This is a genomic window from Desulfosoma caldarium (assembly GCF_003751385.1).
Lineage (GTDB): Bacteria > Desulfobacterota > Syntrophobacteria > Syntrophobacterales > DSM-9756 > Desulfosoma > Desulfosoma caldarium.
In genome coordinates this window covers 69,139-88,684 of record NZ_RJVA01000011.1, presented here as the reverse complement: position 1 = coordinate 88,684, position 19,546 = coordinate 69,139, and the positions used below count along the sequence as shown (strand labels likewise).

Annotated in this window: 22 protein-coding genes; 8 read left to right on the top strand and 14 right to left on the bottom strand. The window is 55.8% G+C overall.

Going from position 1 to position 19,546, the window contains the following annotated elements; all coding sequences use genetic code 11:
- Positions 1-27: 27 nt before the first annotated feature.
- From EDC27_RS06290 to EDC27_RS06270, 4 genes are all read right to left on the bottom strand, one after another.
- Positions 28-291, bottom strand: coding sequence for a hypothetical protein (locus EDC27_RS06290; RefSeq protein ID WP_148045698.1), 264 nt, complete (start codon positions 289-291; stop codon positions 28-30).
- A gap of 30 nt (positions 292-321) precedes the next feature.
- Positions 322-1,278: a 16S rRNA (cytosine(1402)-N(4))-methyltransferase RsmH gene (rsmH, locus tag EDC27_RS06285; RefSeq protein ID WP_123290115.1), complete on the bottom strand. Its 957-nt coding sequence runs from the start codon at positions 1,276-1,278 to the stop codon at positions 322-324.
- Between the two features lie 41 nt (positions 1,279-1,319).
- Positions 1,320-1,814 (bottom strand): division/cell wall cluster transcriptional repressor MraZ, encoded by a 495-nt coding sequence (gene mraZ, locus EDC27_RS06280; protein WP_123289771.1) that lies wholly within the window; start codon positions 1,812-1,814, stop codon positions 1,320-1,322.
- A 621-nt stretch (positions 1,815-2,435) separates the two neighbouring features.
- A complete protein-coding gene (locus EDC27_RS06270; protein ID WP_123289769.1) occupies positions 2,436-2,789 on the bottom strand; it encodes a hypothetical protein in 354 nt (117 codons plus the stop codon).
- 93 nt (positions 2,790-2,882) lie between these two features.
- Here EDC27_RS06270 and EDC27_RS06265 point away from each other — a divergent pair, with 93 nt between their 5' ends.
- Entirely contained in the window at positions 2,883-3,107 is a 225-nt protein-coding gene (locus EDC27_RS06265) for a hypothetical protein (RefSeq protein WP_123289768.1), read from the top strand.
- Between the two features lie 7 nt (positions 3,108-3,114).
- Positions 3,115-3,432 carry a hypothetical protein gene (locus EDC27_RS06260; RefSeq protein ID WP_148045697.1) on the top strand — a complete coding sequence of 106 codons (318 nt, stop codon included), beginning with the start codon at positions 3,115-3,117 and terminating at the stop codon, positions 3,430-3,432.
- A 274-nt stretch (positions 3,433-3,706) separates the two neighbouring features.
- Here EDC27_RS06260 and EDC27_RS06255 read toward each other — a convergent pair whose 3' ends face one another.
- A complete protein-coding gene (locus EDC27_RS06255; RefSeq protein ID WP_123289766.1) occupies positions 3,707-4,948 on the bottom strand; it encodes an HlyC/CorC family transporter in 1,242 nt (413 codons plus the stop codon).
- A gap of 212 nt (positions 4,949-5,160) precedes the next feature.
- Here EDC27_RS06255 and EDC27_RS06250 point away from each other — a divergent pair, with 212 nt between their 5' ends.
- Complete coding sequence (locus tag EDC27_RS06250) at positions 5,161-5,355, top strand: hypothetical protein (protein WP_123290114.1); 195 nt, start codon at positions 5,161-5,163, stop codon at positions 5,353-5,355.
- Positions 5,356-5,490: 135 nt separating this feature from the next.
- On the opposite strand, the gene acpP is transcribed toward EDC27_RS06250, so the two are convergent.
- The 4 genes from acpP to EDC27_RS06230 all read right to left on the bottom strand — a co-directional run bounded on the left by acpP (position 5,491) and on the right by EDC27_RS06230 (position 7,876).
- On the bottom strand, positions 5,491-5,736 hold the full coding sequence (gene acpP, locus EDC27_RS06245; protein ID WP_123289765.1) for an acyl carrier protein: 246 nt from the start codon (positions 5,734-5,736) through the stop codon (positions 5,491-5,493).
- Positions 5,718-6,659 carry a TetR/AcrR family transcriptional regulator gene (locus EDC27_RS06240; RefSeq protein ID WP_123289764.1) on the bottom strand — a complete coding sequence of 314 codons (942 nt, stop codon included), beginning with the start codon at positions 6,657-6,659 and terminating at the stop codon, positions 5,718-5,720. Before EDC27_RS06240 ends, acpP begins: the two co-directional genes overlap by 19 nt.
- 97 nt (positions 6,660-6,756) lie before the next feature.
- Positions 6,757-7,221, bottom strand: coding sequence for an NUDIX hydrolase (locus EDC27_RS06235; protein ID WP_123289763.1), 465 nt, complete (start codon positions 7,219-7,221; stop codon positions 6,757-6,759).
- A 19-nt stretch (positions 7,222-7,240) separates the two neighbouring features.
- Positions 7,241-7,876: a thermonuclease family protein gene (locus tag EDC27_RS06230; protein ID WP_170161645.1), complete on the bottom strand. Its 636-nt coding sequence runs from the start codon at positions 7,874-7,876 to the stop codon at positions 7,241-7,243.
- 232 nt (positions 7,877-8,108) lie between these two features.
- Here EDC27_RS06230 and EDC27_RS06225 point away from each other — a divergent pair, with 232 nt between their 5' ends.
- From EDC27_RS06225 to EDC27_RS06205, 5 genes are all read left to right on the top strand, one after another.
- Positions 8,109-8,702: a GNAT family N-acetyltransferase gene (locus EDC27_RS06225; protein WP_123289761.1), complete on the top strand. Its 594-nt coding sequence runs from the start codon at positions 8,109-8,111 to the stop codon at positions 8,700-8,702.
- A gap of 46 nt (positions 8,703-8,748) precedes the next feature.
- Positions 8,749-9,855, top strand: a complete 1,107-nt coding sequence (locus EDC27_RS06220) for a M20 family metallopeptidase (RefSeq protein ID WP_123290113.1) — start codon at positions 8,749-8,751, stop codon at positions 9,853-9,855.
- A gap of 145 nt (positions 9,856-10,000) precedes the next feature.
- Positions 10,001-10,519 carry a DUF2914 domain-containing protein gene (locus EDC27_RS06215; RefSeq protein ID WP_170161644.1) on the top strand — a complete coding sequence of 173 codons (519 nt, stop codon included), beginning with the start codon at positions 10,001-10,003 and terminating at the stop codon, positions 10,517-10,519.
- 5 nt (positions 10,520-10,524) lie between these two features.
- Positions 10,525-11,985 (top strand): diadenylate cyclase, encoded by a 1,461-nt coding sequence (locus EDC27_RS06210; protein WP_123289759.1) that lies wholly within the window; start codon positions 10,525-10,527, stop codon positions 11,983-11,985.
- A gap of 80 nt (positions 11,986-12,065) precedes the next feature.
- Positions 12,066-13,469, top strand: coding sequence for an adenylate/guanylate cyclase domain-containing protein (locus EDC27_RS06205; protein ID WP_170161643.1), 1,404 nt, complete (start codon positions 12,066-12,068; stop codon positions 13,467-13,469).
- A 24-nt stretch (positions 13,470-13,493) separates the two neighbouring features.
- Here the strand turns inward: EDC27_RS06205 and EDC27_RS06200 are convergent, their stop codons facing one another.
- From EDC27_RS06200 to EDC27_RS06185, 5 genes are all read right to left on the bottom strand, one after another.
- The gene (locus EDC27_RS06200; protein WP_211334794.1) at positions 13,494-14,891 is read right to left on the bottom strand and encodes a hypothetical protein; all 1,398 of its coding nucleotides are present in this window, start codon (positions 14,889-14,891) and stop codon (positions 13,494-13,496) included.
- Positions 14,892-14,973: 82 nt separating this feature from the next.
- Complete coding sequence (locus EDC27_RS15790) at positions 14,974-15,228, bottom strand: hypothetical protein (protein WP_148045695.1); 255 nt, start codon at positions 15,226-15,228, stop codon at positions 14,974-14,976.
- A 23-nt stretch (positions 15,229-15,251) separates the two neighbouring features.
- Entirely contained in the window at positions 15,252-15,869 is a 618-nt protein-coding gene (locus EDC27_RS06195) for an indolepyruvate oxidoreductase subunit beta (protein WP_245994307.1), read from the bottom strand.
- Positions 15,870-16,123: 254 nt separating this feature from the next.
- Positions 16,124-17,983 (bottom strand): indolepyruvate ferredoxin oxidoreductase subunit alpha, encoded by a 1,860-nt coding sequence (gene iorA, locus EDC27_RS06190; RefSeq protein ID WP_123289757.1) that lies wholly within the window; start codon positions 17,981-17,983, stop codon positions 16,124-16,126.
- Positions 17,984-18,000: 17 nt separating this feature from the next.
- On the bottom strand, positions 18,001-19,326 hold the full coding sequence (locus EDC27_RS06185) for a phenylacetate--CoA ligase family protein (protein ID WP_123289756.1): 1,326 nt from the start codon (positions 19,324-19,326) through the stop codon (positions 18,001-18,003).
- Between the last annotated feature and the right edge of the window lie 220 nt (positions 19,327-19,546).

The window sequence follows — 19,546 nt, the reverse complement described above, 5'->3', positions numbered from 1 at the left end:
CCATTCAAATCGTGCCGCCTTATTTCCCTAGGGCTCCAATACGTACCATTGATCGTTTTCTCGAGCCTCCCGAAGTCGAAACCGGCTGTGAGCCAATGAGCGCAGATGGTCAGGAGCTTGCAATCTTGCCCATTCCAATTCTACGCGCCGCTTGATCTCAAACCACCTGGAGTATTCCTCTTGCAGCTGCATCAGTCGATAGCTGTCATTGACCTGCTGGGTTTGAAGCCACATGGAGTAGGCCGCCAAGCCCACGCCTATAAATCCTAGAAGAATCACCATGATACGCATGCTTTTTCCGGGCCTTTGATCCCTCGAGGATCAGCTGAGCTTTTCTACGACCCGCAGCCTCGCGCTTCGAGCTCGAGGGTTTCTTGCCACTTCTTCGGCCTGGGGCCGAACCGGCTTTCGAGTGAGCACCTTCGCCAAAGGGCGGCCTTCACAGCGGCACACCGGTACGTCTCGAGGACACCGGCACGATGCGGCCCAACTTTGAAAGCATCGTTTCACGATTCGGTCCTCCAAGGAATGAAAACTCACCACCACGAGCCGCCCTTCGGGTTTCAACCACTGCAATGCAGAACCCAGAAACCGTTCCAAAACTTCCAATTCTCGGTTCACGGCTAGCCGGAGGGCCAAAAAGGTCCGGGTCGCCGGATGAAGACGCCTCGTATCGGCACTCTTGGGAACCGCAGCCGCCACCACCTGGGCAAGGTCCGTCGTGGTCGTAAAAGGTCGAATCCGCCGCCGAGCACAGATGGCCGCGGCAATGCGGCGCGCAAACCGCTCCTCGCCCAAGCTTCGAATCAGCCACGCCAGCTCCTCTTCGGGCATCGTATTGACTAACTGGGCCGCCGTGACTCCCTGCGCTCGATTCATTCTCATGTCCAAAGGCCCGTCTTCTAGAAAACTTAAGCCCCGACGAGGATCATCCAACTGATCCGAGGACACCCCCAAGTCGGCGACAATGCCATCCACGGAAGACCAGCCATGCCATTGAAGAACATCGGACAACCCATCAAACGAGGCCCACACAAGAAAGACCCGAGGTCCATAAGGCGCCAGCCTGCTTCGCACGCGATCCACGGCAGCCTGGTCCCAATCCAGACCCAAAAGGAGCCCATCCGGCGCAGAGGCCTCAAGAATCGCCTCCGCATAGCCCCCTCCTCCCACCGTCGCATCCACGTACCGTCCACCCGCGCGACATCGAAGAAAGCCGACGGCTTCCTTCAGCAACACCGGCACGTGGCGACTTTGAGGTGCGCAGCGTCGCTCCATGGCGCTGGGCCCATTCATGGTTCGCCAAAGCGGCGTGTTCGTCAGGAATACGCCTCCTTGCTCAGACGTTCAAAATTGTCCGCAGCCCACTTGTCATACTCGCGCCATTGGCCCATGTCCCAAATTTCAATATGATCCAAACTCCCCACCACCAAGACCTCCTGTTGTATATTGGCCCGGTCCCGATGCAGGGAGGGAATAAGAATCCGGCCCTGTTTGTCGATTTCCGATTCCACACCGCTGGCAATGTAATAGCGGATCAGGGCTCGATAGTCCTCATGAAGGCCCGCCTTGGCCATGATCTTCTCTTCGAGGATTTCCCAGATTTCCGGCGGATAGGCGTCCAGCCATCGAGGTCCGGCGGCCAAGATGAGTCCGTCCGTGTAGTTTTGCTGCAATGTCTCACGCAACTTGGCGGGAATCCTCAACCGCCCCTTGTCGTCCAACCGCACCACAAATTGGCCTCGAAACCGTGGCGTCTTGAGGAGTCCCACTTTCTTCCCCTTTTTACCCACTTTTTCCCACTCGGGGCACATCTAGCACCACACCTTTTCCGTGTCAAACGCAAAGAAGGGCCGAGGGGTCCTGGGCCGTCACTTTTCGACCAAAGAGGTCAGCGCAGCCCTGAAGGTTAAAAAGCCAGGGAGGCACCAGGAGAACACAGCTCAATACGCAGGAACTTCAAGGTCTTTTACGGCGTCTGCCGAGTTTGAGGGCTTTTGGCGGCGAACTCATGACTTCATGAGGTCGGAGCGGTGCATGTGGCCCAAGGCCATCTGACCATTCGGCGATCCCACACCGTTAACATAAAAGCGCCTTCTCTAGGAAATGCCCCATCGCCTGCCCGAGAAGGCCGGTAGGGGCGACCCGCCGGGTCGCCCCTACGGTATTCGCAGTCCAAATGATCCCGTGCACATGTTTGGGCATAACCACCAATTCGTGTTCGTCCAACCGTATGACAGGCGAATACGCGTCGAGGCGAACCATTCCTTGCGCCTAATTTTCCCAGCGTCAGTTAACCGCATTTACCCACTCAGCAATTCGCTGACCTTAAAATGCCGGGCGTGCGCCTGGAAGAGGCCGTGGTCAAGGGAGACGGGTTTCAAGAGCTCGTTCATCTCATCTTCGGGCGCGAGTAATTCGGCTACGATGCGGTTTCATGCTTGCTCAAATTTTTCGTTGGCAACCTGCAAGGTGCGCAGGTCAAGTGCAGTGCTGCTGCCGAGCCAAACGTGTACCAGCTCATGAGCCTGCGTAAACATGTGAACCGCTTTACCATCAGCTCCACTGATAAAGAATAGCGGCACGTAATTATTCACTAAAACAAAGCGGCGAAACTCTTCGACACCCAACTTGCGAGCGGGTTTTTTGACCAGAAACTTTTCGAGGTTTTTGAAAATTTGGCCGTTGGCCACATCTGTGGCGGCAAGCTGTATGAGCCGATCAAGGCATTTCTGGTGTATGGCCGGTGGAAACAGGCCGCCTGGGGCCGCGACGAGCAAGGGAGCCACGTCTGGCAATACCTGGAGTTTGGCACAGGGTGCGCTCAGAGGAAGTCGTTTCGTGGAGCGCTGTTTTGCCGTTCGCTGTATCAAGATGCCCAGATGTTGATGCCTTTTGCCCGGCCCGACACGGTGGTGGTCACCAACCTAGGCATGGAACCGGCCATCGATGCAGCGCTCACCAAGGCTTTTTACGATCCGTGGCTCCAGCGGCAAAGGATCCTCGTCGGGGACCACAACCGGGGCGGTGAGGAGCTGCGGGTGCTGAAGGATTTCGGCTTCGAGCAGCTGCCTTTCAAGCGCTTTGCCCCGCCATGCCGCCCTTGACTCCACGATGCTGGTGTTCTTTTTTCTCTCCGAGAGCTTCAATCACGACGTCTGCGCACCGGTGGTCGAGCCCGTTTGCTATGCCACCACGCGGCGCCGTCGGATGATGGACATCGCCGCCGAGATCGTGCGTCACAGCCGCCGCGTGGTGCGGAAAGTGACGGCGGCAACCTTTGAGGCCCTCCATTTCGAGAGGCTTTGGCAAAAAAAGGCGCGCCGCCCAGATATTGCTGGGGGTGAGAGACGTGCAGCGCCGAAAAGAAGACCTGCACCTACACAGGAGGAGTGGTGTTTCCAAAATGGCTTAAATTTGACAATCCACTAAAAAATATGCACAGTCAGTCGCTGATAGATGGCCATCGGGGTGCCAAAATCGACTCTTCGGTGGTCAAGCAGATGATCGTCGGCTCTGTCTTGCTCCAGAATCGCTCAAATTAGGTTTCGGCTTGTCTGTGAAGGCATTTTTTTGTGCCTTATTCCCTATGCCCCCGCACGATGCGAAAAGGTTTAGCGGCTGGCATCACTTCCCCAAAGGGAAGACTTGGACGAGCGCCCAAGATCCTATTCAAGTCCCTAGATGGGATCCTTTATGGCATAAATCAAGATGTGACCCCATTGATGTCCAGGCGGATTTTTCTTACGCTTTTGCCCCGCATTTCCAAAACGCGCAGCCTATAGGGTTTCAAAACGACCTCGTCCCCCGGGTGAGGAATTCTTCCCAAGGCCTTTTGAACCAGGCCTCCGACGGTTTTTACGCCTTCCTCGGGAAGGTCAAACCGCAGCCATCGGTTGAGGTCGCGCACGAGAAGGCGTCCTTCCACGATGTAGGTGTTTTCTCCCACTTTGCGCACCCAGCGCCGCTGCGGATCGTGTTCATCCTGAATGTCGCCCACGATTTCTTCCAGCACGTCCTCCATGGTTACGATTCCCGTGATTTCTCCGTATTCGTCCACCACGATGCTGAGATGGGCTCGTTCCTTTTTGAAGCTGAGCAGCTGTTGGCGAATGCTACGCAGTTCCGGAACGAAATTGGGGGGCCTCACGATGGACGTGAGCCGAAAGGACGGTCCTTTGGCATACAGAAAGAAGTCGCGCGCATGAATGAAGCCCACGATATTGCTTGGATCGCCTCGATACACGGGATAACGCGCGTATTTGTAGGTCTCGATCATTCGGTAGACTTCCTCATAGGTGGCATCCAGGCTCACACTCACCACGTCTCGAAGCGGCACAGCAATATCGCCGACCTGGACTTTTTCCATGGACAAAATCCCAAGAAGCATATCCTGTTTTTCCAGATCCAGAATACCTTCTTCCGTCCCGGCCTTGATGACCATGGCAATTTCTTCCTCGGTCCATCGAAGCTGCCGCGAGGGTCGGCGAACCCCGATGAGGCGAATAAGCCCGTTGGCCGTCAACGACAGAACGTGCACGATGGGGTAGGAAAGGCGAATGCACCAGAGAAGGGCAGGGGCCACGGCCACGACGATTCTTTCCGCATAGTAAACGCTCACGGTTTTCGGCGTGATTTCCCCAAAGAGAAGAAGACATAAAGTCGTCACGCCGGTGGCCACCAGCACGCCCTTGTCCCCCAGGAACTGAATGGCCAGGGCCGTCGCCAATGCCGACATGGCCACGTTGATCAGGTTATTGTAAAACAGCAGGGCCGAGATGAGCTTTTCGGGTTCCTTGAGGATTCCCCGCGCATGGCGCGCCCTTTTGTCGGTGCGCGCCCTGTGGCGCAGCCGTATGCGATCCACGGCCATAAACGCGGTCTCGGACCCTGAAAAGAAGGCCGACAGTCCCAAAAGGAGCACCAATATTGCGATGTCTTTGACCATACGTGCCCTTCCGTTGGTTTGGCCTGCAAAAGGCTCCGCTCTTGCCTTTGTCCCAAACTTGTGATAGAGATCCTTTGGGCCAGGGGAATGCCTTTCGGGGTATTTCTCATCGGCCTAAAAAGCCTCTGCTTAAAGCCCGACTGGCCTTCCCTCCAACCAGCAGAGGCTTTTTTTTTGCGCCCAAGGCCACTCTACCAGAACGGGGAGAAAGTATGAAAGCCGACGATGAGATGATTCTCAAGATGGCGAAGGAAGTTGTCATCAAGTTCATCGAGCTGGGCCGAGTGTCTCCCACCAACTTTGAAACCACCTTTCGAGCCGTTTTTTGGGCGATCAAGAACACCTTGGTCGATTCGCGCGCTTCGGCCTTGAGCGAAGACTTGATGGCCTCCACCGACGAGGCGTGAGCGCCTTGAAGGAGAGGCTCGGCCGCTTTCAGCAGGCCACTCTATCTTGTGTGTGAGAGACAAAAAGACCGCCGGCAAGCCGCACAGGGCGGCTCACGCGACGGCCGAAAGTTCGGTCATGAAGCGATTGGCGAATCAGGCGGTTTGAATTTTTTCGATGTAGTCGTAAATATCCTGAACGGTACGTATTTTTTCCGCCTCTTCGTCCGGAATTTCCACATCAAAGGCTTCTTCAAGAGCCATGATGAGCTCTACCACGTCCAAGGAATCGGCGCCGAGATCGTCGATAACGTGCGCCTGCGGGGTGATGACGTCCTTTTCCACACCCAGCTGATTGGCAATAATGTCCACCACTTTCGCCTTCATTTCGTTGACGTCCATGACATGTCCTCCTCAGGTGTTTTGGGTTTTTTCACGAATCCATAGAAAAGCACTTCCTTGACTGTCGGTAGTTCCTTGACCAGAGAATATGTGCAGTCCTGGGCCAACCATCGTTGAATAACCCCGTGAATGAACCCCATGGCGCCGTGAAACACGGTCTGAAAATTCACGTCCTTTAAGACATTTTGCAGGCGAGCTTCACGGATTTTGCGCTTGAGGTGAGGAATTCGCCGCATGATCTTTTCCACGTAGAGGTCCTGAAGCCGCTCGTCCAAATCCGGATGCTCATGGACCATGACCCGGTACAGCCCCTGGTTTCGGTCAAAGAAGTCAAAGTAGATGGAAAGGTACTTCTCGATCATGGACAGCACGTCGTCTTCGCTGTCCAAGACGCATTCTGCCTGGGCTTCCAGTTCATTGAGACGAATTTGCACCAACTGATGAAAGAGGTTTTCCTTGCTGGGAAAATGTCGATACAGGGTTCCCTTGCCCACGTCGGCCCGCTCGGCGATTTCGTCCATGGTCGCCTGGTGAAAGCCTTTCTGCGAAAAGACTTCCTGAGCCGCCGCCAGAATGCGCTCCCGCGTGTTGCGTCCTTCGGTGTGCCGCGAGCTCCTATCGCCCGCAGAGTGTTCCAGCACGACGGCCAAAAGCCTTTCCAGAAGATCCGGTTCTGATGATCCCCACTGAGCGGCCGTGCAGCGAAACGCCCGCACCAAGACGGATGCAGAAGGCCGAGACGTTGCGGGAAGCTGTCCCCACTCCGCCACAACCTTCTCAAAAGTCTGAACCAGCGCCTCCACCGCATCTTGGCCGTCGTTTTTGAGAATACCGCGGCTCAACGCGTGCGCCAGATCCTGAGGGTTGGCCTTGGATCCCGTCTTTTTCAAAACCGAGGCCCACACGGGCTGCGCCTTCGCCATTTGCCCATTGATCCCTGCGTTGGGTTATGGTGACGGACCGGTCCGTCTTAATGGCCAACGCTGACTCTGTCAAGTGGAAAGATAACAAGGTGGATTTTCAAAGGAGTGGATCGTAGATGGAAAAGCCGAGGCGGGACCGGGCTCGGTCCGCCTTTTGAATCACTTCGGCGGCACCTGGGGTGATCGGCACCTGATGGAGTTTATGCGGGGCAAAGTAAGCGCAGTCCAGGACGTCGCTTCCCGGCTGAATATGGCCGCTTAAGGGTTCACACAAAAAATCCACCAGGACATAGTGGTAAGCGATGCGCCCGGCCGTGTCCCGAAAGACCCGGTCCAGGCACGCCACCACATCCACGACTTTGACCTGAAGGCCCGTTTCTTCTAAAACCTCCCTTCGCACGGCCGCATCAAGGCTTTCACCCAACTTGACCAGACCTCCCGGCAACGACCACAATCCGTAGGCCGGCTCCCGACCGCGGCGCACCAGCAACACGTCGCCTTCAAGAAAAACCACCGCTCCCACACCCACCAAAGGTCGATCCGGATACTGTCGATCGCTCATGGCGCAAGGCTCCAGATTCTTACGGTTGGCATCGCCGACAAGGGCGAAAACCTTTTTCAAGCGCCTGCCATCGGGTTGCAAACTCTAAGCGGTGGCGAAGGTGAACCTTGGCGCCGTAGGCACACGCGGGGCGATGAAAAATGAAAGACCGGGTATTGCCCAGGTAGAAGGTTTCCTCGCGAACCGCGCACTGTCCGTGAAGACCGCGGCGTTCACGAACCGCTTGGCGTTGCAGCGCGACAAACTCATCAAACTTGGAAAATCCTTCAGATCCACGAAACACATAGGCGAGGCCTTCTCGAATCAACTGGGCGTTCACAAAAAGGCCGTCGGCCGTCGTCACATAGGCCAGCAATCTTCCATAATCGTCCCTTAAATGCCTGTCATAGGAAAGCCTGACCGATCGCCCCAGGACCATGGCCCTATTGCGTTCATAGGCCTGGAGAGCGTAACAGTCGTGGCGTCGACTTGTATGATCCATCTCGGGAGCATCCACACCCAGGTACCGCACCGTGAAACCCTCTTTGAGCACCACCGTGTCCCCATCCAACACCTTGACCACCACGCCCGTCTTGGGGGCGATGGCCTTTTCTGAAAAGCGCAAAAAGCCAGATTGTTCCGCCCACGCGACTCGAGACAGGACTCCCATCGCCATGGCGCATGCCATGCCGACCATGGTGCATAAAACCGCGGCAGATGTATTGGACCAACCCGTCCCTTTTTGATACCTTCTGGGCCCCTTCATCCGGTCATCCCTTGAGATCGGCAAAGCCCGCGCAATCTTTTAAAGCCAATGTGAAACTAAGCTCAATTCGACCACTTGACCATATCCTTGGCGTAGATTATCCAGAAATTGAAAAACTTTAACAAGTCGCAAAAGGTAGGGTATGGAAAAAGACATTCGGCAACAGCCTTCGACCGTTTCCGCTCCCAAGAAAAAGCGGGCGCCGGTCACCATTCGTCACATGGAAATCGATGATTTGGCCGAAGTGTTTCACCTGGGCGAGGAGCTGTTTACGGCAGACCGAGTGCCCAACCTGTACCGCACGTGGGATCCCTTTGAGGTGGTGTCGTTTTATGTGAGCGACTGGGATTATTGTTTTGTGGCGGAAATGGACGACAGCATCGTGGGATTTGCCCTGGGAACAACCATTTCCAAGCCACGGTCGGCCTGGAAGTACGCACACTTGGTCTGGCTTGGCGTTCGAGGAGACCTGAGGCGCTCGCATGTGGCCGAGCGGCTTTTTGACCACTTCAAGGAAACGGTCATGGAAGAAGGCGCGCGCATTCTTTTTGTGGACTCCGAGGCGCACAACGAAACGGCCCTGGCTTTTTTTAAGAAAATGGGATTCGGCAACCCCAGGGAACACATCTATTTGAGTCTGAACCTTTCGGAAAGGCTGAAAAAGGCTCGATCCGATCTCAGACCATCCAAGAAGCGCCAATCCGCCGCACCCGCTTCGTCGCCGCCGTCCCCATGAAGATCCGTTCGTTGGCAACCGTGGAGTCACCCGATTGGAGGTGTTTGTGAGCTCATCTGGACGCCCGGTGATTCAGCCGGCCCGATTGCGTCGCCTTCTGGAACGTTTGGTCAACATTTACAGCCCCTCGGGAAAGGAAGAAGACGCCATCGATTTTGTTTATTCCTTTCTCAAACGCTATGATGTGCCCGTTGTCCGCCAGCCGGTGGACGATCATCGGTCCAATCTACTGGTCCTGCCACCCGACGCCGATATTCAGCTGGCCCTCATCGGACACGTGGATACCATTTCGGCCTATGACCTGGAGGATTTCGGCTGTGACGAGGAAAACGGTGAACTTTTTGGCTTGGGCACTGCCGACATGAAGGGGGGCTGTGCCGCCATGATCGAGGCGTACCTGGCCGCTTCGGCTGCCGCCTCCTCCCCCATTCCCGCAGCCTTGGCCTTGGTGGTGGGAGAAGAGGAAGAAGGGGACGGCGCTCGACGGCTCGTTCGGGATTATCACTTTCCGTGGGCCATCATCGGGGAACCCACCGATCTTAAAGTTTCCCTGGTGCACTACGGGTACCTGGAAATGCAGCTGGTCATTCGCGGTAAGAGAATGCACGCGTCCATGGCCAACCGCTCCGCCCATCCGGCGGAAAGTCTTTTGCATTTCTTGCTGCGCCTTTTGCGGTACTGGGAAGAGCGCTGGCCGGAAGTCATTCCCAACATTCGCGATTTGAGCAGTTCTTCGGCGGGCTTTGTGGTCCCCGATTACTGCGAAGCCTGGCTTGACGTGCACCTTCCTCCGGCTTTGCCCATGGGCGAGATCATCATGGAGCTAGAACAGCTCACGGATTCCATTCGCGAAGACAACCCCCATGTGATCCCCAGCTTGCGTTTCACGGAAATTCATTCAGGCTATGACATTCCCGAACGCAGCCCTTTTGTGCAAAAGATTCGACATATTCTGGAAAGCCATGAGCTTCCGTGGTCTCCCGTGCCTTTTCGAAGCCACAGTGACGCCAACACCCTTTGGACCGCGGGCGTCAAACCCATTCTACTGGGGCCGGGGCAATTGGAAAAAGCCCATTCACCGGAAGAATCCGTGTCCTTTGATCAGGTAGTTGCGGCCGCGGAAATTTACGCCGACATCCTGATTTCTCTCTAACTTGTTTCTCGAAACATCGAGCAGGCCGCCATGCGGTTCCACGTTGACCATCGGCATTTTCATGGTATGTTTTTGCCCTAGCATTCCTAAGAATCCTTCTGCCAAAGTGTGGACTCTCACCCGCTTCATCGAAAGGAATCGACGCATGCGTGGGGGCATTTCCGTCGACCGTTCGGTCGCCGACATCATCCCGAAGAAAACCTCTCCTCCCGGCCAGGCTCGGCAACGGCCCTTGTTGTTCGCTTTGGCACGGATGGGTCTTGTTGTCTCCCTTCTTTTCTTTGGTCTCGTTTCAGCGCAGGCGCAGGAAAAGTCGATGCCCGCCTCGGGTGCAACGGCCGGCGTAGAGCTCAGTCGCGCCGGAATCTGCGAGGCCTTGGAAAACCTCAATCCGGTCAACACCGCATCGGTCTTTTCGGTCACCCAAGGGCAGATTTATTGCTTTACCGAATTCGGCACGGTGCGATCCCAGACAGTGATCCATCATCGTTGGTACCACCGGGATGCGCTTACCACGCAAATCCGACTGAAACTCTACCCTCCTCGATGGACAACCTACAGCGTGCTCAAGCTTCGAGAAGTGGACAAGGGCCCGTGGAAAGTGGAAATCACCGACGCCGAGGGGCGCGTTTTGAGTGTTCTTCGGTTTAGCATTGTGGATTGAACGGCATGCGCTCCATCCTTCTCATCCTTTCGACCATTCGCTGGCAGGATGTGGTGGACATCCTGATCAACAGCTACATTCTGTTTCGAGTCTACGTCCTGTTTCGGCACACCAATGCATTTCGTATCCTGGCAGGCATCGCGTCCCTGTGGGTCATTCAAGAACTGGCCGCTTCCCTGGGCCTCATTCTTACCAGTTGGGCCCTTCAGGCCATCACGGCGGCGGCGGCGATCATCATTATCGTGGTATTTCGCAACGAAATTCGAACCGCCCTCCAAGCCCGTAACCTCAAGAATTTTCTTTGGGGCTCACCATTGGAAGAAAAGTCATCGCCGGTAACCGTGCTGGTGGACACCTTTTTTCAAATGGGCAAGAAGCGCATGGGAGCCCTCGTAGTCTTTCCCGGCAAGGAAGACCTTCGTGAACTCATTCATGGTGGCATTCCGTGGGACGGGCGGGTGTCTCAAGAAATGCTCATGAGCATCTTCTGGCCCAAGAATCCCGTGCATGACGGGGCGGCCATCGTGGAAGGGAACAAAGTGACGGAAGTGGGCGTTCTTTTGCCTCTGTCACAAAGAACAGATCTGCCCACCTTTTATGGCACGCGACACCGAGCCGCCGCAGGGCTTGCGGAACGCTCCGACGCCCTGGTCGTGGCGGTTTCTGAAGAACGCGGCCGGGTCACCGCCGCCAAGGATGGGTGGATCAAGCCGATGGCTCAGCCCGAAGAGCTGGCCAATATTTTGGAAAACCATATGGGCATGGACCATCGGCGCGACCCAGAGTATCGCAAGAAGGAAATGACCAAGCTAGGCATCGCCGGCGTGCTTTCCCTGTTCATCATCACCGCCATTTGGCTGGGATTCACTCGAGGTCGCGACACCCTCATGGAACTGAACGTTCCCGTGGAATTCGTCAACCGACCGGCCCAGCTTCAAATTCTGGAAACCTCCGCCAACAAGGTGCATCTCCAATTCCATGGATCCAGCGCCATCGTCAAATCGCTGCGCCCGGAACAGATCACTGTTCGCATCAATCTGGCCAAAGCCGTGGAAGGCCTCAATGTCTATCCCATCACCAAGGAAAACATTCAGATGCCTCCTGGTCTTTTTCTCAATAGCGTCAATCCGGCCACGTTGGAAGTGACCCTGGACGTTCCGGCCACCAAGATCGTTCCCGTGCAGGTGGACTGGGTCGGAAAACTTCCGGACAACGTTGTCATCACGGACGTACAGGTCATTCCTTCAGAAGTTCAAGTGGTGGGTGGGAAAACGCTGCTGGCAGGCATTCACACTTTATACACCACTCCTGTGCGCGTGGACACGATCGTCGAATCCGGTTCTCTCACCGCGCCTCTCATCATCACGCCGGCCTCCCTCAAACTGGCCGACCCTTCCCATGAACGCGTGGAAATTCGATTTACCGTCGCCAAACGCTCAGAAAAGAAAGGACCGCCGGAAGGCTGACGCCTCTTCTCCAGATCAGTGCCGCCGGTGCCATGAATCCAGCTAATGGCTGCATGGTTCGGCAAAGAGGAGACTCCGCCATGCCGCTGGACGTCCCCACAGACATGGGGCGGTCGAAAAAACTGAGCGCCCTGTGGATCGGCTACCTTGGCTGGGTGCTCGCAACCGCCACTATTGTTTTTCTTAAAAAACTCGGCTACAGCGACATTGCAACACATCAAATCGGCATCTTCATTGCCGGGGCCACCCTCGCGCATGGCCTCGGCCTGGCCATGGTCCACTTGGGATGGGACACCCGCTTTCGCTTCGACCCTCACTTCGTCCTCATTCCCAACTGGTTCTTTTTCGCTCCGGTAGCCGCCTATGGGTTTTACGCCGTCGGCACGGCCCGTGACCTCATGCTCATAGGCTGGCTCATGGGCCTTTTCTTCCTCGCCGGCCACGTGCGCTTTCGATGCGTGCTGCTGACCGCCTGTTACTACATGTTCCTCTACCTTGTGCTGCTCGTCGTGATGAGTCGCTTGCACGGGCACGCCCCAAACTACCTTCGAGAACTCGTGCGCATCGGAGCCTTTTTGACGGTCTGCATCTTTTTGGCCGTGCTTTTGGATCGATTTGCTTCCCAAAAGACCCATCTCAAAGAGTCCATCGGCCAGCTGAGGGAAAAAGATCGGGAAATCATGAAACTCAATGAAAGGCTTGCCCTGTTTGTGAGCGATCCTTTGGTGAAACACCTCTCCAAGGACGAAGGGCGGACCCTGTTCGAACACCGTCGCAAGAAAATCACCGTCTTTTTTTCGGACATCTGTCGCTTCAGCACCATCACGGACACCATGGAACCGGAAGAAACCGCCGAACAGCTGAACGAATACTTTCGCGAAATGATTCCTCTCGTTCTTCACCACAAGGGTACGCTGGACAAGCTCATGGGAGACGGTATGATGGTGCTCTTTGGCGCGCCCGATGACATGGACCCCGCGGAAGGGGCGTACCGTTGTCTTCAAATGGCCACGGCTATGCGCGACAAACTCAGAGCGCTGAACCACCGATGGTCTCAGAAAGGCTACCCTCACGCCCTGCGAGTGCGTATGGGGGTCCATACGGGACTTAGTGTGGTGGGAACTTTCGGCTCGAAACACTGGATTCACTATACGGCCATCGGGTCCCAGGTCAACGTGGCGGCCAGACTGCAGCAAATCGCCGAACCCGATCAGATTTTGATCAGTCGAGCCACCTACACTCTGGTGGCCGAAAAGGTTCAGGCTCGAGACTTGGGCGTCATGCCCCTCAAGGGCCTCCACCAACCGGTTCACGTCTACGAATGCGTTGATCTTCATGCCGACCAGCAACCGCAAAGAATTTTGGACGAGGGACCTGGTTACTTTGTTTGGGTCCAATGGAATACCACAGATCCATCCACACTGAAGGCATTGGCCCATCGGTTGGCGTCGCTGGCGGAAACAAAAAAGGAATCTGAAAAATAAGGAGCATTTTTTAGGCGGGAAAAGCTATTTCGAAGCCAACGATGGTTCTTCGGAACGCAGCAGAGGTCGCCAGTAGTCGGGTAGGCCCTTTTCCGACCCGTTTTTCATAAACTCCAAAATGCGGTTCGTGCGGGTTTCCATGTCTGGAATGATTTCTGCCAAGGCTTTAAGGCTCGAAAGCACCTTTTGCGTGTGCTTTTTGTGAGGCACATCCATGCCGGGATGGTTCAATAAAGCCAGCACCTGCTCCAACATGGGCAGTTTTTCCCCGGAAAACTCCATGTACGCCAAACGGGGCCACATGGTGCGCACATCTTGCGGCAGGTGCTCGAGCCGATCGGCCACGTCCTGGTCGGTCCCAACCCAGACGGCGCTCTTGAGCCGTTCCAAAATCCCTTGGATTTCTTGGCGTAGATCATTCCACACGGAACTTTCTTTCAAGAGCCGCTCCCACTTGGGTTGAATCTTCAGGGCAATCCAGTTGGCGGCCTGCTCAGGCAAAAGAGGGGTCACTAAAAACTCTTTTTGTTCGGCCAACAGGTTTCGCCCCACAATCCCCAACTCTTCATGGCCGTTCAGGTTTGCCAGCCGGGTTTCGAGGAATTTGTTGAGGCGGCGCAGGAGGACGGTCTTGTCTTCCAGGCCGGTGTGTTTTCGAATCTCTTCTTCCCACTGTTCGCGAAGAAAGCCGATTTCGGCATTGATGGCCGAGAAGATAAAACTAAGTTTCATCAAAGTGTTGCGAAGCTCATGTGCCAACGCGTTGCAGGAAGAAAGTCGCTCCCGCGTCAGTTCGCTCTGCACTTCGCTCAAGGTCTCGCGAATGTGCAGCGAAAACATCTCCGTTCCCAAAATGCGGGAAAGTTTCTTGATGACCTTGGTGGCACGATCCCCTCGCTGAATGCTGTGGGGCAGAAAATGAATTTTGATGACGGCCACCACCACATAGTCCGTGTCCTGCCAAATGGGCGTGCCTTTCCAGTTGAGCGGATACTCCAGGTCGGCAAGATCATCCCCGTAGAGATCACTCTTCTTGACCAGAACCGGCTCCATGTGATGCCAATCTTCCGGCTCCCCACTCAATTGCTTGCGCACACTGCGCTGGTCTTCATAGGGATTATCCGCCGTCCAACTTTTTTGACGCTCTACACACCACGCCATGGCCTCCAAGGCCCGGCCTGGGCGATCCCGGTACTGCTCCCACGTCTTTCCCGGCGGATTGTAATCGGACACAGCAGGAAGGCCCCAATGAATGGTGCCGTTGCCCTGTTCTCGAATACCGGATGTCACCCGCACCGAGCGCAACTCCGGCATGGGACCGATGCGGTAGATGGTTCCCTTCGTAGCATGATCCAAGCACAGCAAAATGGTCTCGATCATGTCCTTGCACGTTTTCTCTAGTAGATCGCGACCGATGATCATGCCCTGTCCGCCCCTCTGTCGCAACGTCGCTTCACACGCCCGTGCTTGTAAGCTTTTTCTATAATCGGAAAGCCTCGAGGCGTCAATGAGCACTTCCTCCCCCTTTTTCAATTAGCACAATCCATACCAGACAAAGAGGTTTTTTCAGGAAGTGCTGCCACCTCCTTGACCTATCGTCTTCAATATTTTGATATTGCAAGGAAAATATTTTTTCATAGGGCACTTTCGCAAAGCCTTGTGAGCCTAAAAACACGACGCCAAATAGGCCTTCAGCCCCCTTGCCTGTCCAAGAGAATAACAGGGCGTGCCCAAGAGTGTGCAACGGATTGCACTTCACGGCAACTCGTTGCACAGATGGCTTTACGGGTGGCCTTTTTCATAGCCCATATTGAAGGCTTTTTGGTTGAGCTCATAAAGTTTGGGGGGGAAGATGCGCTGAAGGCAGGCATCCCACGTTTCTTTGCTCATGGGGAGCACTTGCATGGCCGCCACGGCGCCCATGATGACCATGTTGGTCGCCTTAACGGAGCCTGCCTGTCGGGCCAAGGCTTCCGCGTCCAGAGCGACCACCTTAGCCAGCTTCTCTTGCAGCATCGCGACGGCACGGGCTATGTCGGGATAGCGCCCTTGGCCGGCGGCGACGGTAAAAGGTACGATGGGCGCCAGATTCACGACGGCTTGGGTCTGGGCATGGCATCGGTTGATGGCCCTTAGGGCTTCCAGGGGTTCAAAGGCCACCAGCACATCGGCTTGGCCTTCCCCCACGATGGGGGCCTGAATATTCCCCAGCACCACGGAAGATTCCACGATACCGCCCCGTTGCGCCATGCCGTGAATTTCGCTCATGGATGCGTGCAACCCTGCAGCCAAAGCCGCTTCACCGACCAGCCTGGTCGCCAGCAGGGTTCCTTGTCCACCCACACCCGTAAAGAAAAGGCGCACGCCTTCAAAGCGCGCGATGTCCTGCGTCTTCACCACATTGCCCCTCCTTGAAAGCCTGAAGGATTCCGGATCTTGAGTTCAAAGAAGCCTCTCCACACCGCTACAAAGGTCCCTTGGCCTGCTGGGCGTTTCACGCATAGGGCGCGCTTTCAGCCCACGGACGCATAGATACAGGCTCGAACACCTTCAACGTTGCGTTGCCTCGGCTCGCCCAAGATCTTTAGGATTCTGCCTGGGCCCATGCCCCACGCTCGACGGCCGAGAAACGCCCAAGGCCCTGTCAAAGCCTGTTAAGCTTCCAGTTTCTTCGGCTTGATGGCCTGGCACAGTTGAGCGCACACGGCGCAGCCTCCGCACAGGACTTCATTAATCTGGACGCAGGCTTCCCCTGACTCGTCCTGGGACCACACAAAGGCGGAACATCCCAGCTGCGCCAAATCATCTAAGCACGGACGGCAATCGCCTGTCGCCTGAAAGACAACCTTTTGTTTGATGCCAAGCATGCGGCGCTCAAAGAGCGGGCACGGGGACCGGCTGATGAGCACGGAAACGCCACCATCTTTCAGGCCGGCTTTCATTTCCTGAAGAACCTGCTGTGTTTTTTTCACGTGCAAGGGATTGACCACGGCCAACTTTTGCACGCCACAGCCCCGCACTAAGGTTTCCAAGTCCACCCTGGGCTGCCCTTTGCCTTCCCGGGTGAGCCACACGCCGGGGTGAGGCTGATGGCCCGTCATGGCCGTGGTGCTATTATCCAGGATCACCAAGAGAAGATTTCTGTTGTGGCTCACCGCGTTGATGAGTCCCGTGATGCCGCTGTGAAAAAAGGTGGAATCGCCGATAAAAGCCACCACAGGCCGTTGCAGCACACGGCTAAAGCCTCCGGCGGTGGACACGCTGGATCCCATACAGATCAAGAAGTCGGCCATCTGCAGAGGCGGCAGGAGCCCCAAGGTGTAGCAGCCGATATCCGTCGGATAGACCGCTTCCTCGCCAAAGACCTTTTTGACGCTGAAAAAAGTGGCGCGATGCGGACACCCGGGACACAGGTTGGGAGGACGCGCCGGCAAATCCTCAGGCACGGCAAAAATCTGGGGGCGGTGGTGAATAACTCCAAAAAATCCCGCCACCGCTTCCTTAACCTTCACCGTATCCAGCTCAAATGCCCTGGGCACAAATTCTTTTCCCGCAATTTTTCCCTGGAATCCGCACTTTTGCGCGACCACCCGTACTGCCTCTTCTAGGAACGGTTCCAGTTCTTCCACGACCAGCACCGCCTCCACGCGCCCGAGAAAATCCGCCACGAGCCCTTCGGGAAAGGGATGCGTCATGCCCAGTTTCAGAAGGCGCACCCGGTCCTGAAGTCCCAATTCGCGTAACGCGTCCTTAACGTAAAGGGCTGAAACACCGCTGCTGACAATGCCCCAGGCCCCCGTGCCTTCCTCGGTATTGAACGGGCTCGTTTCTGAGAGTTCCTTAATCTGGGCCAATTTTTCGAGAAGTTTGAGGTGAAGCTTTCGGCCCACCATGGGAACCACCACGAGATTGAAGGGGTCCTTGGTAAATGAGCCTTCCAGTTTCCTTTCCACCACTTCCCCCAGCACGACGGGGGCTCGACAGTGGTTAACTCGAGTCGTGGTCCGCAACACTACGGGAATGCCAAATTTTTCCGACATCTCATATCCGGCCACCATCATATCTTTGGCCTCTTGAGGTGTGGCCGGCTCCAACATGGGCACGCCAGCCATCTTCGCGTAGTAGCGGTTGTCTTGCTCGTTCTGACTGGAATGCAAGGACGGATCGTCCGCAGAAACAATGACCATTCCCGCTTTGACCCCCACGTAGGCCAAGGTCATGAAGGCATCGGAAGCCACGTTGAGTCCCACATGTTTCATGGACACCAGACTTCGCACGCCGCACTGAGCGGCCGCGCAGGCGGATTCCACCGACACCTTTTCATTGACCGAATATTCTACTTCGGCGCCAATCTCCGGACCCAAGGCGGCGAAACCGTCGATAATTTCCGACGACGGCGTTCCCGGATAGGCGGCTACGAAACGCACGCCGGATTCCAAAGCACCGCGAATGATGGCCTCGTTGCCCAAAAGAAATTTCTTTTCACCTCGAGTCCCGCTCAGCAGCTCATGCATGTCGGCCGCCTCCTCCTTCACGTCGTCTTGCGTCGATGGTCCACAAAGGGTTTAACCTTGCCGTTGGAACGTTCCAAGGAACCTCTTTCCACCAGCTTGATGCGCGGAACGATCCCGATGAAGTTGGCCACTTTTTGGCGCATCTCATCCACCAAGGTTCGCTGCTCCCTCATCTTGTCAAAAAACAACTGTTCCGTGACTTCGATCCATATTTCCAGCTGATCCAAATTCCCACGCCGAGTCACCACCACCTGGTAGGTGGGCCTTTCTCCCTTGACCTGCTCCAAAACATCTCCGATCCGTTCGGGAATAATGTTGATTCCTTTAATGACCACCACATCGTCGCAGCGGCCTTCGATGCGAGAGATTCTTCGAAAAGTTCTTCCACAAGGGCAGGATTCGGTGAGAAGGCGGCACAAATCTCCCGTTCGGTATCGGATCACCGGAAAGGCCTCTTTCGTAAGGGTGGTGATCACCAGTTCTCCCAATTCTCCAGGATCACATGATTTCCCCGTGACGGGATCCACAATTTCCACAAGGAAATGGTCTTCCTGAACGTGCATCCCTTTTTGGTGCAGGCATTCCCCGGCAACGCCAGGCCCCATAACTTCGCTGATGCCGTAATTGTCCGTGGCCGTCACAAAGAGTCTTTCCTGGATTTCACGCCGCATCTCTTCCGTCCATGGCTCCCCGGCACACACGGCATGGCGCAGGCTCAGCCTTTTGGGATCGACCCCAAGCTCGTCCATTTTGTCCGCAATAATCAGAGCGTAGGAAGGCGTACACACCAAAGCGGTGGTGCGAAAGTCCTGCATGATTTTGATCTGGCGTTCCGTTCGGCCCACAGATGTCGGAAGTACGGAAGCTCCCAAGCGTTCCGCCCCGTAGTGAATGCCCAGCCCTCCCGTGAGCAATCCATAGGCAAAGGTGACCTGAATGACGTCATCGTGAGTGAGCCCTGCCGAAGCCAGGATTCTCGCCACCAGTTGCGCCCAATTCTTCAGGTCCCGTTTGGTATAGCCCACGACCCTGGGATTGACGGAGGTTCCCGAAGAGGAATGCACTCGAACGACTTCTCGCAGGGGCACGGCAAACATTTCGTACGGGTAACTGTTGCTCACATCTTCCCGAGTCGTAAACGGCAGCCTCTTGAGGTCCTCCAGTTCTGCCAGATCATTTTCCGGCACAAAGCCGATGTCTCGAAAAATCCTTCGGTAAAATGCGACGTTGCGATCGACCCGATTCAACGTCGCCTGCAGCCGCTCCAGCTGTAACTGGCGCAGTTCTTCAATACCCAGGCATTCCTTTTCCGGTTCCCAAATTGAAACCCCGTCCGGTGTCATCACTGTTCCCTCGACAAACCCGTTTCGGCCTTTTTGCCCTGAAAGTCCCCACTATAGCCGGAACACTTCAAGCGCCCTCATGGGCGCAACGCAAAGGGAAGGCTTCTCGACGCTTCACACGATCGGCGCAGCCCTTATCGGTCGGCATAACAGAGGGTCCCTTGAAGCCAAGGGCGGGCACGCGGGCGATGCATGCCACCGCCCCAGGCTGCCTTTTAGA